Source organism: Vibrio rumoiensis (assembly GCF_002218045.2).
Classification (GTDB): Bacteria; Pseudomonadota; Gammaproteobacteria; order Enterobacterales; family Vibrionaceae; genus Vibrio; species Vibrio rumoiensis.
The window spans coordinates 211,924-226,381 of record NZ_AP018685.1; the positions used below are offsets into that span (position 1 = coordinate 211,924).

General features: G+C 44.1%; 15 protein-coding genes. 5 read left to right on the forward strand and 10 right to left on the reverse strand.

The genetic code is table 11. From position 1 onward, the window contains the following. Positions 1–83: 83 nt before the first annotated feature. From VRUMOI_RS00945 to VRUMOI_RS00980, 8 genes are all read right to left on the reverse strand, one after another. Positions 84–1,823 carry a lysophospholipid acyltransferase family protein gene (locus VRUMOI_RS00945; RefSeq protein WP_089139937.1) on the reverse strand — a complete coding sequence of 580 codons (1,740 nt, stop codon included), beginning with the start codon at positions 1,821–1,823 and terminating at the stop codon, positions 84–86. A 22-nt stretch (positions 1,824–1,845) separates the two neighbouring features. Beyond that, positions 1,846–2,379, reverse strand: coding sequence for a hypothetical protein (locus VRUMOI_RS00950; RefSeq protein ID WP_089139938.1), 534 nt, complete (start codon positions 2,377–2,379; stop codon positions 1,846–1,848). Positions 2,380–2,402: 23 nt separating this feature from the next. Continuing rightward, positions 2,403–2,867, reverse strand: coding sequence for a YHS domain-containing (seleno)protein (locus tag VRUMOI_RS00955; RefSeq protein WP_089139939.1), 465 nt, complete (start codon positions 2,865–2,867; stop codon positions 2,403–2,405). Further along, positions 2,864–3,610: an NRDE family protein gene (locus tag VRUMOI_RS00960; RefSeq protein ID WP_089139940.1), complete on the reverse strand. Its 747-nt coding sequence runs from the start codon at positions 3,608–3,610 to the stop codon at positions 2,864–2,866. Before VRUMOI_RS00960 ends, VRUMOI_RS00955 begins: the two co-directional genes overlap by 4 nt. Further along, positions 3,610–4,164, reverse strand: a complete 555-nt coding sequence (locus VRUMOI_RS00965; protein WP_089139941.1) for a DinB family protein — start codon at positions 4,162–4,164, stop codon at positions 3,610–3,612. Before VRUMOI_RS00965 ends, VRUMOI_RS00960 begins: the two co-directional genes overlap by 1 nt. Before the next feature lie 64 nt (positions 4,165–4,228). Continuing rightward, positions 4,229–5,317, reverse strand: coding sequence for a D-alanine--D-alanine ligase (locus tag VRUMOI_RS00970; protein ID WP_089140073.1), 1,089 nt, complete (start codon positions 5,315–5,317; stop codon positions 4,229–4,231). Between the two features lie 73 nt (positions 5,318–5,390). Next, positions 5,391–6,038 carry a DedA family protein gene (locus VRUMOI_RS00975; RefSeq protein WP_089139942.1) on the reverse strand — a complete coding sequence of 216 codons (648 nt, stop codon included), beginning with the start codon at positions 6,036–6,038 and terminating at the stop codon, positions 5,391–5,393. A gap of 258 nt (positions 6,039–6,296) precedes the next feature. After that, positions 6,297–6,605 carry a DUF4870 domain-containing protein gene (locus VRUMOI_RS00980; protein ID WP_089139943.1) on the reverse strand — a complete coding sequence of 103 codons (309 nt, stop codon included), beginning with the start codon at positions 6,603–6,605 and terminating at the stop codon, positions 6,297–6,299. A 135-nt stretch (positions 6,606–6,740) separates the two neighbouring features. Between VRUMOI_RS00980 and uvrD the strand changes: the two genes are divergently transcribed. The 3 genes from uvrD (at position 6,741) to pfkA (ending at position 11,143) form a co-directional block, all read left to right on the forward strand. After that, positions 6,741–8,912 (forward strand): DNA helicase II, encoded by a 2,172-nt coding sequence (gene uvrD, locus VRUMOI_RS00985; protein ID WP_089140074.1) that lies wholly within the window; start codon positions 6,741–6,743, stop codon positions 8,910–8,912. A gap of 22 nt (positions 8,913–8,934) precedes the next feature. Further along, the gene (gene fieF, locus VRUMOI_RS00990) at positions 8,935–9,834 is read left to right on the forward strand and encodes a CDF family cation-efflux transporter FieF (RefSeq protein WP_089139944.1); all 900 of its coding nucleotides are present in this window, start codon (positions 8,935–8,937) and stop codon (positions 9,832–9,834) included. Positions 9,835–10,180: 346 nt separating this feature from the next. After that, positions 10,181–11,143: a 6-phosphofructokinase gene (pfkA, locus tag VRUMOI_RS00995; protein ID WP_089139945.1), complete on the forward strand. Its 963-nt coding sequence runs from the start codon at positions 10,181–10,183 to the stop codon at positions 11,141–11,143. Between the two features lie 143 nt (positions 11,144–11,286). Here the strand turns inward: pfkA and tpiA are convergent, their stop codons facing one another. Further along, complete coding sequence (gene tpiA, locus VRUMOI_RS01000; protein WP_089139946.1) at positions 11,287–12,057, reverse strand: triose-phosphate isomerase; 771 nt, start codon at positions 12,055–12,057, stop codon at positions 11,287–11,289. A 219-nt stretch (positions 12,058–12,276) separates the two neighbouring features. Here tpiA and VRUMOI_RS01005 point away from each other — a divergent pair, with 219 nt between their 5' ends. After that, entirely contained in the window at positions 12,277–12,633 is a 357-nt protein-coding gene (locus VRUMOI_RS01005) for a 5-carboxymethyl-2-hydroxymuconate Delta-isomerase (protein ID WP_089139947.1), read from the forward strand. Between the two features lie 16 nt (positions 12,634–12,649). Further along, positions 12,650–13,075 carry a DUF805 domain-containing protein gene (locus tag VRUMOI_RS01010; protein ID WP_089139948.1) on the forward strand — a complete coding sequence of 142 codons (426 nt, stop codon included), beginning with the start codon at positions 12,650–12,652 and terminating at the stop codon, positions 13,073–13,075. Positions 13,076–13,139: 64 nt separating this feature from the next. Here VRUMOI_RS01010 and VRUMOI_RS01015 read toward each other — a convergent pair whose 3' ends face one another. Next, complete coding sequence (locus tag VRUMOI_RS01015) at positions 13,140–14,423, reverse strand: MATE family efflux transporter (RefSeq protein ID WP_162598380.1); 1,284 nt, start codon at positions 14,421–14,423, stop codon at positions 13,140–13,142. Positions 14,424–14,458 lie beyond the last annotated feature (35 nt).

Genomic DNA, 14,458 nt, shown 5'->3' on the forward strand with positions numbered 1-14,458 from the left:
ACAGTAACAAAGCCGAGAGATATTAACCGTTCTCGGCTTTTTTCTTTTCCTAGACACGAGCGACGAGAAACGGAGTGCTCGAGTTACGTTTTGTGTTTTTTTAAATACGCCAAACTTTCCTCTTTTCCCATATATTTCGCTAGGGTTCGCTGTGGCACTTTACGTAGATCAACCACGATTAAGCCATCTAGTGCATCATTAAAGTCTTTATCAACATTAAAGCTGATCAGTTTGCCATTTAGGTTTAAATACTGCTTTAACAACACCGGAATGCTTTGTTGTCCTAAGCGGGTTAATAGCTTAGATAACAGTTGAATATCGGCCAATGACGACAACATATCGGCGCGCCAGAAGTTGCGGCGGCTTTTTTTGAGTGGGTTAGTTGCTTTCACTAAGCTGGCACTTTGCTGATCAAAATGATGCATTTCAAGGGTGGAAACCATTAATTCGCGCGCGGTGGGGCTGTATTCACTGCTAATGCTAACCGGACCAAACAAATGAGTATATTGTGGGTTTCGGTAAGCGTAAGTCGCGATCCCTTTCCACAATAGTAATAACGCGGTCAGGCTACGTTGATAAGGCAAGTCGATCACCGAGCGGCCCATTTCAATGGCATGACCAAACTGGCTGATGAGCTTGTGATCATAATGAAACAGGGTACGAGAATACAAACCTTGGACGCCTTTTTGCTGCACGATTTGGTCGGTTAAGCCTAGTCTATAAGCACCAACTAATCGCTGAGCTTCGTTATCCCAAATAAAGAGGTGTTGATAGTCGTGATCAAATTCATCTAAATCACATTCTTTGCCCGTCCCTTCATTGACTAAGCGGAAATTGGTTTCGCGAATTCGACCAATTTCCTGCAATACATTTGGTATAGCCGTGCTGTCGCAGCAATAAACGTCAAAATGTTTAAAACTTAATAAGTGGGCTGATGTTGCGAGTCCATGAATATCCGAGATCAATCGATCTTGTATGATCGGTGCGATCACCGGGGTGTGATGAGGCAAACTAGGCGCTTGGTGTTCGGCTCTAGGGGCAAGTAAGTAGGTATTTAATCTCAGATAATCAACGATGTGTTGCTCACTAGATAAATTCTCAATCTCATTTCTATCAATCAACTCACCAATTGAAATATCAATGACTTGATTGGTTTTATTGAGCATTTCACGTCCTAGCATTGCCGTTCGTAAATAGGGATGGACCATACCTGCCCAATAAAAAGATTTACTATTATGACCGTTGATATGCATGGCGAGTGCGTTGGCATTGCTACGTTTGATCAATTTGGCGACGGAGCGACTCCAAGGTTTGTCATTGAGTTGTCCTTGTTCATCAAAGGTCGATACTTCTCCGGCAGGAAACACCAACAATACGCCATTATTGTGTAGGTGTTTCAGGCCTTCACGTAGTGCTTTGATATTGGCACCGACCGCATTTTTTCCTTCGAAGACATCGACACTAATAAAGAGTGGCGCGAGCTCAGGCAGCCTTTTTAAGAACTGATTGGCCAGTATTTTTACATCGGGGCGCACTTGCAGCAGCATCTCCGCCAATATGACGCCTTCGACGGCACCGAGTGGATGATTGGCGACAATCACCAAAGGACCAGTGGCTGGAATATCACTTAAGTGCCCAGCTGAGACTTGATATTGCACGCCCAATTTTTCTAAGGTGTGGCGTAAAAAGCTTTTAGTGTCGAGATGCCTTGGTAGCTGTCGATAATAAGTATCTAAGGTGTGCAGGCCGGTGATCCTTTCCGCCGCTCGTTCGAGTAGGCGAAAAGGAGTCACATTAGGTAAACGAAAAGGACTGGTTTGCATATCAAGCTCCTAAATTCACGCTTTAGCTAAATAACTTTCTCAAGTTACTGCTTGGATCTTTCAATTGTTTTACAGTCAAGGTCAAAGCCGAGAGCCAGACGACGCACGCCATGATAAATAAGGTGCCAGAATCAAAACCCGTCGGAATAAAAAGCAGGTCATCTCTAATGACATTGTACTTTTCATCGGTTGTGGCCATGGTTAAGGCATGAATGGCGGCATCACTATTGAGCGAGAAGGAATTAGCATAATTTGGCATGGGGATGCCGAGTGGCGTAAATAAATGGAAGATAATCGCACCACTGATCACCGCTAAAGCCATCATGGCACCGAAAGCATGCCAGCGAGTAAACAATAAGATACTGGCGATCAATTCCACCAATCCCACCATATAACCGCCATAGTTGCCAAACCAAGGGAACCCTGACCATTGCCCCAATGTGCTGAAGATATAAATGGTTTCCGGCGCGTCAGTAAATTTAAAAAACATCGATTGAATAAAGATAAACGCGATCACAACCGATAGTAGGTTTTTTAAGGTTAAGTAGGCTTTCATTGCATCATCCTTGATTGAAGTGGCTAGTTTAAAACTTTGGGCCAATTCGCATCGGCGCTTTGGATAAAGGCTTCTTTTTTAGGAAGCCAGGTATCTTGCACACTTTGGTCGTAGTTGATGTATAACTTTCCTTGATGGATAGTCCATTGATGAGGGTCGCCCGGTGCTAATTGGTTTTTTGCACCTACCGCCCAAGCGCAATAGCCACCGTATTGAGGGGCGTATTTATCAGGGTCATTGGTAAACATATCGAGGTGCTCTTTGCTGGTAAACCACCATTCTGCACCTTGGTATTTCGCTTTAAATTTATCGCTCCCTTTGACGGGTTTTCCATCGGTGAAGTAGGCGACGGTGTCATAACCTTCGAGCGCTTTGTTGCTGAAAAAACCAGTATAAATCGGGTCACTTGCCGCCATTGCTTGGGTACTAAACAAGGCTTGGCAAGCCAATAACAAAGCAAAGGTTAAGGTTTTCCAATAAGTTCTCATGGTTCTATCTCCATTTTTATTGTTCTTGCATCAGTGAGGCTGTGTAAGGTTTGAGGTTGACATGGTGAGCCTGGGTGGTAATCCATGGTGACTTGATTGGCGTCGACACGGATCATCGTCAGGCTGACAGTTTCGGCATCATCACGATGCATGCATACCGAATGCGCATTGGCTTGTGGCATGTGGCTCATGTGGTATGCGAGTAATTGACAGAAGCTGGGTTGCCTCTGATGTTTGGTTTGGTTGTTGAAGTGTTTAATACGAGCCGCTTGTACTTGCTCAAATTCGAACGAAGATGAGGTCACCGGGCTGGTTTTTTCACTGTGTCTCACCTCAATGCCATTCCAGATAATGGCTGTCATTGCGGAGCTTTGTTGAACCTTATGAGGATCGAAGATGAGTAAGGTAAAAGGTGGAAAATCACTCCAACGAATGGTTTCTAATTGCGCTTCGAATTGTTGGTAGTTATGACAAAACGCCAATTGTCTCACGAGTTGTCCACGGCTTTGTTTTACGGTCGTCGGGATGTGGCCTTGATAATGATTCAATAGGCATAAGCTAACGCCATAGCTATTGGTTGAAATCCAAGAGCCTTGTCCATCAGGGTCGATGGGCATGAATGCGTTGCAATCGCCTTGTTGAAAGCTTTGAGGTGGTAGTGCAATCGAACGCGTTTTTTGTTCGTCGCGATTAAACAGCACTTGATAACCCTGATCGGTGATTCGCCAAGTTAAGGTACACATTAGCCTAAACTCCTTAAATAACTGGCGGTGGCCGGCGCATAAGAGAATATATCGTTGGTTTTAATTTGGCAGGCTTCCGCATTGACTCTCATGACCGAAAAATGGTGAGTGGTATGGCTCGACACAAACAGCAACTCTCGCTGTAGACTAGAAGGCATCTGACAGACTTGTTGTTGGTAAATGGACGTTTCACTTTTTATGGTGACGGGTGCCGATAATTCTCGTTGTTCAAGCGCGAGTAACCAATGCTTTATCGCGTGTAATTCATCAATACCAACTTCTCGCTGAGTTTCGACCAATGCACCGCGGCGACGTTGGTCGTAATCGATCTCACCTTGTTGCTGGTAGTTCATTAGGGCAAAGTACATGTCATTAATATGGCGCAAGTGAGCACCGATACTACTTTGCACATAAGGTTTGGCTACGTAGGTGTATTGAGCGTTATCAAGTTGCTTCAGTAGATGCAGAGCTTGCTCAATGCCTTCAAGATTGGCGCTCACTAATGGATGGTAAGCGTTGTGATTGTCTGATGGTGCTGCCATAGAGGTCGACATTCCTTATCCTTATTACTCTTATAAAGTGTTTAAGCTGCGTATGCTCAAACCTTTTATTCGTTCTCTAATCAGTAGATGGATAGTGTTTAATCAGTTCTTTTTCTTGCTTTAATGCGCGGAACAATTCACGAAACGTGGGGACTTGATGACCGGCTTTTCTTTGCAATGCGCCAATTTCATACAAGCAGCGATATTGATAAAGCAAGGTGCTGAAAATCTCTTTGAGTGAGGTGTTGCTATCCCAAATATGTCCTGCCTCACTGCTGGCACCATTCATTTCTAAAATATCGAAATCTTTGCCTTGCATGAGCGATTCAATGTCTTTGAATTTCACATCTAAACGCCCAAAGTGATAACCGGGGTAATCATCAAAAATGCGGTCAAGACGTTCAGCGAGGGCATCGGTGATGTAGGCATTGCCGTTTTTAAAAATGCAGCCACGACTATGACTTCCTGCAAAGGCCAATTGGAAAGGTTTACCGTGTCCTAAAACGTGTTCGAGTTTGTCTTGATGACGAGGCAGATATAAGTGGGCAAGTTGACTGGCTCGTGGGTCTCGTTCAATCAGTTGCTGTAGGGTATGTTCACCAGTACCTACCACAACAGGAGAATATTTGAGAGTAATAGAAAAGACTTGTCCTCGCTCTTGATTGGGGTAGCGGATATAAAACAATCCGGCTTCGGCTTGGTATGGTGATTTTTTTTGCAGCATGTAACGCGCATTCTCAGGGAAAGCGGCTACGTATTGTTGTAAGTCTTGATCGGATTCAACCAACTGGACACCAACCCCGCGACAGCCTTGATCGGGTTTCGCGACGACTGGATAGTGTAATCCCGCGTTAATCATGGCTTTTTTCGCCTCTAACCATTGTGCTGAAATCGAATTGCGAGAAGATTCGGTTTGCTTGGTTAAGGTGACAAACGGTGGGATCCATTGTTTTGCATAATCGCCGGCAAGTTCCAGAATCTCTTGTTTGGATTCCCCCACCATGCCACTTAATTTAATCGCTGGGTTGGCCACTAGAGGTAGGCGAAAATCTCGGTACTTAACCCCATGCCATAAGCTTTGTAAGATCACTGGGGTATAGAAGAACCAAGTTGGCCAAAACTCAAAGCGTGAAACCGCTTTACCTGAATTATCCATGGTTGGCATGCCTTGGTTGGGTAAAGCCGGTTGTTGAGGCTCTGTCGTGATGGTTGGTGGTGGCTCAGGGTTTAAATACATATTAGAGTTCCCCTTTTGAAGCTGTATGAGATTTTGAAATGGGATAAACACCGCTTGAAGACGGTCTTTTAGGTTTGGCATGATGGTTGTTTTGTTGAAAAGATCGTTTAGCCATACGGTTAAAGGCCAGCAGGACGAGCAATGCTATTGGGCCAAATAACCACTTCAGAGGATGTTGTTGTAACCAGTCTGAATTACCTACTTGGTAAATGAGGCCGAATACGAAGGCTGTCCATGCCGCAGTGGCCAATAACACAGCAATCAAAAATCGATTAAATGGGATTTGGAAATAGCCACATAAAGTGAAGCCGACGCTGCGAAGGCCGGGGATAAAGCGGATGATGACAATATTAACGATGGCATGATGTTGTAGCCTACGTTTGGCTTGACGCAATAATGGCATGGTAAGCAGGCGATAACGCAATCCACGCCAACGTCTCGACCATAAACCTAAGGCGTATAACAAAGCGTCGCCACTGGCAATACCGATAAAAATAGCCAATAACGCCGCTTCAAAAGATATCGAACCGTGGCTTGCCATTACCGCCGCGGTGACAATGGCCAGATCCTCTAACAAGTACGACAGCAACACGATGCCAATAAAGGCCAACCATGTGTTTTGTTGGATTAGCGTTATGTAATCTTCCATGTTCACCACATATTCATTCAGGTTTGTTTAAAACGGGTTTCAGTATTTCTGTCAGCGCGGTGCTTGCTTAATTAAATACTGCTCAATAAAACATCACTGATAAAGAACCTGATAAGTTGGATTAAATTTCAAACTCAGCTGGTTAATTGGCTAACATTCTGAATAAGTAAGCAATTTTATTGGCTTCTTTTATTGTGATTATTGCCCATTTAAGCTGCAAAATAATGACGAGAGGCTTTCACTATTCATATGTCTGCCTTACTTAATTAACCTGAGGTTAATCGGTACTTGATACGCTTTGCCTTTTAAGCAAGATGCCATACCGAGTAAACAGAACACCAAATGAATCGCACCGAGCAGAGTGAAGAGGAGTTTGCTGCCAAATAGCGAAGCGGCGATAACCGCTAGCCATAATGTGATTCCCCAGTTCAGGGCCTCTTTGGCTTGTTGATGGATAAAGGCATCTTCTCGTTTGAAGATTAAGAAAAGTAACCCAGATAATATGCTGAAAAATACGCTCAGCAGCCAAACGATAGCGGCAGTGACCGTTGATTTGCTTGCTTTCATAGGATTTCCTTTTATCTAAAGGCTATTTTTAGTGTAGTTGTCTATGTTAAGAATGAAACCTCATCACACCCCCTAAAATCCTGTATCAAGTTGGTGTATACTCTGCTTTTATGTATAAATAACCAGTAGATGACGATGGATCCTTCTTTATTACTCGACGGTCTAAATGACAGACAACGTGAAGCGGTTGCCGCTCCATTGGAAAACTTACTCGTATTGGCGGGCGCAGGCAGTGGTAAAACTCGCGTGTTGGTCCATCGAATTGCTTGGTTATTATCGGTTGAGCAAGCTTCGCCGTTCTCGATTATGTCGGTGACCTTCACCAATAAAGCCGCTAAAGAAATGCGTGGTCGAATTGAAGAGCTGATGATGGGGACTTCATCGGGGATGTGGAACGGCACTTTCCACGGTATTTGCCACCGTATTCTGCGCGCCCATTATATGGATGCCAAACTGCCTGAAGATTTTCAAATCCTCGATTCAGAAGATCAAATCCGTTTATTGCGCCGTTTGATCAAAGCGCAAAACCTTGATGAAAAACAATACCCAGCTAAGCAAGCCAGCTGGTGGATCAACGGTAAGAAAGATGAAGGTTTACGCCCAAGCCATATCGATACTTATCACGATCCGGTCGCCAAAACTTATCTGCAAATCTATCAAGCTTATCAAGAGGCTTGTGACCGTGCGGGCTTAGTCGACTTTGCGGAAATCCTACTGCGTTGCCATGAATTACTGCGTGATAAAGTGCATGTTCGCGAACATTATCAAGCTCGTTTTAAGCATATTTTGGTTGATGAATTTCAAGATACCAACAACATTCAATACGCTTGGTTGCGCATGATGGCTGGGGCAGATTCACACGTAATGATCGTGGGTGATGATGACCAGTCAATTTATGGTTGGCGTGGCGCGCAAATCGAAAATATTCAAAAGTTCTTACGTGAATTCCCCGGCGCGCACACCATTCGCTTGGAGCAGAATTACCGCTCAACCAAAAATATCCTAAACGCCGCTAATGAGTTGATCAGCAATAACACAGAGCGGATGGGCAAAGATTTATGGACCGATGGCAATGATGGTGAGCCTATCTCATTGTATTCGGCTTATAACGATTTGGATGAAGCACGCTTTGCGGTCAATAAAATTAAAGAATGGCATGAAAAGGGCACACCTTTAGTCGATTGTGCAATGTTGTATCGTAACAACGCACAATCGCGTGTGCTTGAAGAAGCATTAATTCAAGCGCGCCTGCCGTATCGTATTTATGGCGGCATGCGCTTCTTCGAACGTCAAGAAATCAAAGATGCCTTGAGCTATCTGCGCCTAATGAACAATCGTAATGATGATGCGGCATTTGAGCGTATCGTCAATACGCCAACTCGTGGTCTTGGCGACAAAACCCTTGAAACCATTCGTATGACGGCGCGTGATAGGGGCACCACTTTATGGCATGCCGGCGTTCAGTTGATTGATGAAAAAGTCTTATCGGGCCGTGCTGCTAGTGCCTTTAGTCGCTTTATTGAGTTAGTGAATGCGCTAGAAGATGACACCTTTGATTTGGCGTTGCATGAGCAATTTGACCATGTGATTAAATCGTCGGGTTTGTTTGCCATGTATGAGATGGAAAAAGGCGAGAAATCCAAAGCACGTATTGAGAACTTGGAAGAGCTGGTAACCGCGGCTCGTCAATTTGAAAAGCCCGAAGAAGCGGACGACATGAGCATGTTGTCGGCATTTTTATCACACGCAGCACTAGAAGCGGGTGAAGGGCAGGCCGATGAGTTTACCGATGCGGTGCAATTAATGACGTTGCACAGTGCCAAAGGTTTGGAGTTCCCATTGGTGTTTATGGTGGGCGTTGAAGAGGGCATGTTCCCTAATCAAATGTCGGCGGAAGATGCGGCGCGTTTAGAAGAAGAACGCCGTTTGTGCTACGTCGGCATGACGCGCGCCATGGAAAAACTGTACATCACTTATGCGGAAATGCGCCGAGTATATGGCCAAGATAAATACCATAAACCATCGCGTTTTATTCGCGAAATTCCAGAAAGCTGTGTTGAAGAAGTGCGCATGAAAGCCCAAGTGAGTCGTCCAGCGACCTCGGGTCGATTTGGAGCCACGGCGGTAAAAGAGAACTTTAACAGTACCGGTTATTCATTAGGCCAGCGAGTGAAGCACGCTAAATTTGGCGAAGGGACCATCATCAACTTTGAAGGCAGTGGTCCGCAAAGCCGGGTGCAAGTGGCGTTTAATGGTGAAGGCATTAAGTGGCTGGTTACCGAGTATGCTCGTTTAGAGAAATTATAATTAATGGCGAAAGAGGAAAAGCGTGGATAAGAATTATTCGAAGTTGGTGAATTCAGCCGCTTGGGCAGCCATGGTGATCGCGACTATTTTATTATTAGTGAAATTAGTCGCTTGGTGGCAAACCAACTCAGTCAGTTTATTGGCGTCATTAGTTGATTCCTTCTTGGATATGGCCGCGTCATTAACCAATTTATTGGTGGTGCGTTATGCCACTCAACCAGCGGATGACGAACATCAATTTGGTCATGGTAAGGCTGAATCGTTGGCCGCTCTGGCGCAAGCGATGTTTATTTCAGGTTCAGCATGTTTCTTATTGTTGAATGGGGTGGATCGTTTTTTCCGTCCGCAAGCATTAGTGTCACCAGAGATTGGCGTGTGGGTCAGTGGCTTCGCCATTTTAATGACCTCAGGTTTAGTGCTCTTTCAAAAACATGTGGTGCGCAAAACGGGCAGCCAAGCGATCGCCGCCGATTCATTACATTATCAAACTGATTTATTTATGAATATCGCGATCATGATTGCATTAGTGTTGAGCTGGTATGGCTTAAAGCAAGCCGATGCAGTGTTTGCGGTGGGGATTGGTTTGTACATTCTGTATAGCGCGTATCAAATGGCGCAAGAAGCGGTGCAATCATTATTAGACCGCCAATTACCAGAAGAAGAAGTGCAGGCGATTCATTCAGCCTGTTTGTCGATTGAAGGTGTATTGGGCGTTCATGATTTGCGTACTCGTATGTCAGGGCCGGTGCGCTTCATTCAAGTACACATTGAGCTGGATGATCATCTTCCATTAGTCGAAGCGCATCGTATTTCTGACGAAGTAGAAGCGAAACTGGATGATTTATTTCCGCATTCGGATGTTTTAATTCATCAGGACCCTATTTCCGTAGTTCCAGCCGCAAAATATCAGCCGTTAAGCTAATTTGAATTCAGGTTCAGTTAGCCGAAAAGCAGGATATAGCGTAAAATTATGTGACTTGCCGCATTCTACCAAAGACAATCGGCTGACAATTGTCTATCTTATGGACAAGTAAAATGCGGTTGATAGTGATATGAATCAACATAACTAAACGTCAAACTTGTATATTACGTTTATTATTTATTGAGTTTTTTGTCGTGAACGCGGATTGTTTGCCGTTGAAGCAATGTTCGTTTAATGAAGATTTGGATTGAGTTACAACCTAAGTATTAGGCTAGAAAAAGACATAGCCAGTTTTTGTAATTCAATAGAAGCATTTCGTTTTTTAATATTTTTTTAGAGGGTGATCATGGTTAAGAAGATCGGTGTTTTAACAAGTGGTGGCGATGCACCAGGCATGAACGCAGCAATTCGTGGTGTAGTACGTACTGCGCTAAGCAAAGGCATTGAAGTTTGTGGTATTTATGATGGTTACCTTGGCCTTTATGAAGGTCGCATCGAAAAATTAGAACGCTCAAGTGTTTCGGATGTAATTAACCGTGGTGGTACTTTCTTAGGTTCTGCGCGTTTCCCTGAATTTAAAGAAGTGGCCGTTCGCGAAAAAGCGATTGAAAACCTAAAAGCACATGGCATCGAAGCGCTAGTGGTTATTGGTGGTGACGGCTCTTACATGGGCGCGAAAAAATTGACTGAAATGGGTTACCCATGCATCGGTCTTCCAGGCACAATCGATAACGATATCGCCGGTACGGATTACACCATTGGTTATATGACGGCATTAAACACGGTTATTGATGCGATTGACCGCTTACGTGATACATCATCATCTCACCAACGCATTTCTATCGTTGAAATCATGGGCCGTCACTGTGGTGATTTGACTTTAATGTCTGCGATTGCCGGTGGTTGTGAGTACATCATTACGCCTGAAAATGACTTAGATAAAGACGCGCTGATTCAAAATATCCAAGACGGTATCGAGAAAGGCAAAAAGCACGCGATTATTGCGATGACAGAATTGCAAATGGATGCGGATGAACTGGCTAAAGACATCGAAAAAGCAACGGGTCGTGAGACTCGTGCAACCGTTCTTGGTCACATTCAACGTGGTGGTTGCCCGACGGCATTCGACCGTATCCTTGCTTCTCGCATGGGTAACTATGCGGTTCACCTACTACTTGAAGGCCATGGCGGTCGTTGTGTTGGTATCCAAAAAGAAGAGTTGGTTCACCACGATATTATCGATGCGATTGAAAATATGAAGCGTCCGGTGAAAAAAGATCTTTATAAAGTGGCTGAAGAGTTATTCTAATTCTTAAGTCATTATTTGATTGATGAAAACCGTTGGCGAAAGTCAGCGGTTTTTTTATGCGCTCGAGAAACGAGAAACAAAAAAAGACTGACACATGGCCAGTCTTAATGTTTATTCTTTCGAGCTTTCGAGCTACGAATAAATTACGCTTTTGCTTCAGCTGCTGCTTTAGCGATAGCGGCAAAGCTTTTTGCATCAAGTGCAGCACCGCCAACTAGAGCACCATCGATGTCTGGTTGTGCGAAGTAAGCTGCTGCGTTTTCTGGTTTAACAGAGCCGCCGTATTGAATAACTACGTTTTTCGCGACTTCTTCTGATTTCTCAGCAATGTGAGCACGGATTTGAGCGTGGATGCGTTGTGCATCTTCAGCGGTTGCTGCTTTACCAGTACCGATCGCCCAGATTGGTTCGTAAGCGATGATTGCGCCGTTAAGAGCTTCAACACCTAGAAGGTTGATAACTGCGTCGATTTGACGTGCACATACTGCAACGGTTTCGCCCGCTTCGTTTTGTGCTTCAGATTCACCGATGCAAAGAACTGGCGTTAGGCCATTTTCTTTTAGGAAAGCGAATTTCTTAGCAACAAACTCGTCTGATTCGTTGTGGTATTCACGACGCTCAGAGTGACCGATGATGATGTGAGAAGCACCGAATTCTTTCAACATCGCTGGAGAGATATCACCAGTGAATGCACCGCTGTTGTTTAGATCAGTGTTTTGAGCACCTAGAATGATCGCGCTACCCGCGTCAGTTAATGTACGCTCAGCAAGATCAATGAATAGTGCTGGTGGCGCTACTGCAACGTCGACGCCTGTTACGCCTTCAAGTTCAGCATTTAGACCAGTTAGCAAATCAACAACCATTTCTTTGCTGCCGTTTAGTTTCCAGTTACCCATAACTACAGGATGACGCATAGGATATTCTCCAATTCGATTAAATTAAAATTAAGGCCGAATGACCTTAAATGAGCTACCAAAGAATATAACAGAATAATGTGATGAGATCATGATTCTCATCATGTCAAAACGATCAATAATGTTAGTTTAATTTATCGACACTTGCCATTAAGCTCAAGCATTGATGAAGCGGTGTCTTTGACGTCTATTTTTAACGTTTTTAACTAAGGATTTTACATGCCAAATGTTGTTATGGAGTATTCCAACTCAATTGAAGAGAGAGTGAATGTACAGGCGTTGCTAGAAAATTTACATCAAGTAACGATTCAAAGCGGTTTATTTGAGATTAGGGATGTAAAATCGAGAACCTTAAGAACTCACCATTGGCTTGTCGGAGATTTGGACGATAGTGTCGGGTTTATTCATGTCACCGTTGAATTACTTGATGGCCGCAGTGATGAGCAGAAGAAAGCTTTATCTGCAGCGTTGATGCAAGCATTACAAAATAAGGCTGCTTTTGTCGCCAGTTTAACCGTCAATATTCGCGATATGGAGCGAGGCTGCTTTCAAAAAGTGACCAATTTTACAAATTAAAAAGGTAACAAGTGTTATGACAATCAAACATTGGCTTCTTTCTTTCCAAGGTCGTATTGGGCGCCAGCGTTTTTGGATGTGGAATTTATTTTATTACCTGGTCATGCTCGCGATTATCGGTGCCGCATCACAAAACTTATTTGGTAGTTTTACTGGCATCGCTATTTTTATTATTAGCGCCGCTCTATTGATGCCAGACCTAGCTGTAACCGCCAAGCGTTGGCATGACCGTGATAAATCGAATTGGTGGCTTTTAATGCATGTTCCTTTGATTGCAGGTCGTTTGATGGCGCCGATTGGTGGTGCAGAAACGGTTGAACCATCGATGATGCAAACTGCGGTATCTGTTGTTGCGATTATTTGCGGCTTATGGATGTTGGTTGAATGTGGCCTGTTAAAAGGCACCAAAGGCAGCAATCGCTACGGTGCTGAACCGAGTTGATTTTTTAGTGAGTTTATAAAGGAAAGGCACCTCGACAGGTGCCTTTTTTATATTGAACATCCAGTTATTCATCTTTGAAGTGAGTGGCTTGGCTTTTCGTGATTTGCATAAACTTCTTACGAAAGATCAACCAGGCATTCAACCCAGCCAGTAAGTTACCTAACAACGCACCAATGAACAGCCCTTCAATACCACCTAATTGTGAACCTAACCATAGGCAAGGTAGGAAGAAGACAAATAATCGCAACGCGGAAATCAATAACGCCGAATAAGATCGGCCAATAGCATTGGATAGTGAGACCATCAACATACACACCCCTAATGAACCAAGGCTTAGTGGTACGATGGTGAGATGCCAATGCAAAATATGGCTCACGTCTTGATCGCTCGTCATTAAGCTTGATAAACCATGAGCGGCGAAGAAGGTGATGAAGGCAATGAACAGTTGAAAAGCTAAGATAAAACGAATCGCAATAGAGGTCAGCTTTTTAATATCATCATATTGTTTTGCACCTAATAGTCGACCGACCATTGGTGGCATAGACATAGTGAGTGCTAACACTCCAACAATCGCAAAGAATTCATAACGTGAGCCGATTGCCCATGCCGCAACCGCGGTAGTGCCAAAGCTGGCTAATAGCTTAGTTGCAAGCATTGATGACACAGGCGGCAGTAATTGACTAACCATCGCTGGACCCATAATGTTAGTCAGTGAACCAATGCTGCGACGAATATTTAAGTCACTCCAATCAAAGTCTATCCAACCCTTCGCCCACACTTTGGGCATGACCACCATCAAACCGATTGAAAAAGATAATAGCGTCGCAATAGCCGCGCCATTAATGCCGAGTTTAAACGTGAAAATGAATAACGGATCTAACGCTATGTTCAATAAGCTCGTCACCATCATCATTGAGCCGGGCAAGATAGTGTTGCCATTCGCGCGACACAAACTATAAAAGAAATACAACAAAGCGCCACACCAGGCACTGGCAAGCCAGTAAATCCAATAGCTCTCCACGATCGGCTGAATGGTCTCCGGCGCACTTAATAGACTGAGGATTGGGTTACGTAGGCCATAAATAATCAGCGCAAATAAGGCGATACCGACACTACCAATCGTCACGACTAGCCCGCCTAATTGTTTGGCGTAGTGCACATTATTTTGCCCTAATACTTTTGATATCACTGCGGTTGTTGCGATACCTAAGCCAACTTGTAAGCCAATAATGATCATTTGAATGGGTTGGGTAAAGCCTTGAGCGGCCAATGGTAATACGCCGAGTTGACCAATAAAGGCACTGTCGACTAATTGAAAACTCATCAAAGAGAGGACGCCAAAAAGCATTGGCCAAGTTTGCTGAAATAATTGTCGAGCTAACG

Coding starts and splice junctions, on each gene's coding strand:
- VRUMOI_RS00960 (WP_089139940.1), bottom strand. CDS start 3,610: ATGTGTACCTTAACTTGGCGAATCACCGATCAGGGTTATCAAGTGCTG.
- tpiA (WP_089139946.1), bottom strand. CDS start 12,057: ATGCGTCATCCTGTAGTTATGGGTAACTGGAAACTAAACGGCAGCAAA.
- VRUMOI_RS00950 (WP_089139938.1), bottom strand. CDS start 2,379: ATGAAAGCCTACTTAACCTTAAAAAACCTACTATCGGTTGTGATCGCG.
- uvrD (WP_089140074.1), top strand. CDS start 6,741: ATGGATCCTTCTTTATTACTCGACGGTCTAAATGACAGACAACGTGAA.
- VRUMOI_RS00965 (WP_089139941.1), bottom strand. CDS start 4,164: ATGTCGACCTCTATGGCAGCACCATCAGACAATCACAACGCTTACCAT.
- VRUMOI_RS01010 (WP_089139948.1), top strand. CDS start 12,650: ATGACAATCAAACATTGGCTTCTTTCTTTCCAAGGTCGTATTGGGCGC.
- pfkA (WP_089139945.1), top strand. CDS start 10,181: ATGGTTAAGAAGATCGGTGTTTTAACAAGTGGTGGCGATGCACCAGGC.
- VRUMOI_RS01015 (WP_162598380.1), bottom strand. CDS start 14,423: ATGCTTTTTGGCGTCCTCTCTTTGATGAGTTTTCAATTAGTCGACAGT.
- VRUMOI_RS00955 (WP_089139939.1), bottom strand. CDS start 2,867: ATGAGAACTTATTGGAAAACCTTAACCTTTGCTTTGTTATTGGCTTGC.
- VRUMOI_RS00980 (WP_089139943.1), bottom strand. CDS start 6,605: ATGAAAGCAAGCAAATCAACGGTCACTGCCGCTATCGTTTGGCTGCTG.
- VRUMOI_RS00970 (WP_089140073.1), bottom strand. CDS start 5,317: ATGCCAACCATGGATAATTCAGGTAAAGCGGTTTCACGCTTTGAGTTT.
- VRUMOI_RS01005 (WP_089139947.1), top strand. CDS start 12,277: ATGCCAAATGTTGTTATGGAGTATTCCAACTCAATTGAAGAGAGAGTG.
- VRUMOI_RS00975 (WP_089139942.1), bottom strand. CDS start 6,038: ATGGAAGATTACATAACGCTAATCCAACAAAACACATGGTTGGCCTTT.
- VRUMOI_RS00945 (WP_089139937.1), bottom strand. CDS start 1,823: ATGCAAACCAGTCCTTTTCGTTTACCTAATGTGACTCCTTTTCGCCTA.